This window comes from Staphylococcus sp. GDY8P57P (assembly GCF_017892585.1).
In the GTDB taxonomy this organism is placed as follows: Bacteria; Bacillota; Bacilli; order Staphylococcales; family Staphylococcaceae; genus Staphylococcus; species Staphylococcus borealis.
On sequence record NZ_JAESLK010000112.1, the window covers coordinates 738 to 1,487 of the forward strand.

The 750-nt window shown below is 33.5% G+C and carries 1 protein-coding gene; it reads left to right on the forward strand.

Annotated elements, in window-relative coordinates:
- On the forward strand, positions 1-583 hold a 583-nt coding region (locus KA878_RS13810), incomplete at its 5' end, for an AAA family ATPase (RefSeq protein ID WP_245336770.1).
- Between the last annotated feature and the right edge of the window lie 167 nt (positions 584-750).

The following is a 750-nucleotide window of genomic DNA, read 5'->3' on the forward strand; positions in this document are numbered from 1 at the left end:
CAGAACCATTTTCTATACTGCGCCCCCTATAAGAGCGACAAAAATGACTGAAGACATTCATTCCATTGGCTTTAGAATAAATATGGTGAAAAGCATATACAGAGCAAAGAACACTGAAGAAGAGAAATATACGACAGATTCATTTGAAGATATTGACCTCGTTATTGTAGATGAAATCGATCGATTAAAAATTCAAAGTTTAGAACAACTCAGGGATATATACGATAGAAATGATATCGCAATGATATTAATTGGAATGCCTGGAATCGAAAAACGGTTGGCACGGTACCCCCAGCTTTATTCAAGAATTGGGTTTGCACATGAATTTGATAAACTCAGTAAAGATGAAACGCATCATATTTTGGAGTATAAGTGGGATGAGTTAGGTATTTCTATAAAGCTTGAAGACTTTTCTGATTACGAAGCAATCACCAGCATCATTAAAATTACTGGCGGAAACTTTAGACTGATACAAAGACTCTTCACCCAGATTGAAAGAATACTTGAAATTAATAATCTTGAAACCGTTACAACAGAAGTTGTTGAAGCTGCACGAGATAGTTTAGTAATTGGCATAAAATAAACTTAAAGAGGTTGGAACATAGAGGACTTTGTTCAACCTCTTTTCAAATGTGTTATAGTGCAAAATAGCGTTTAAAAACAGGTGCAAAATAGCGTCTAAAGTGACAATCCTTTTTTATTTACATATTAAGTTCATTTACTCATTGCATTTATCTAAGTACATATATT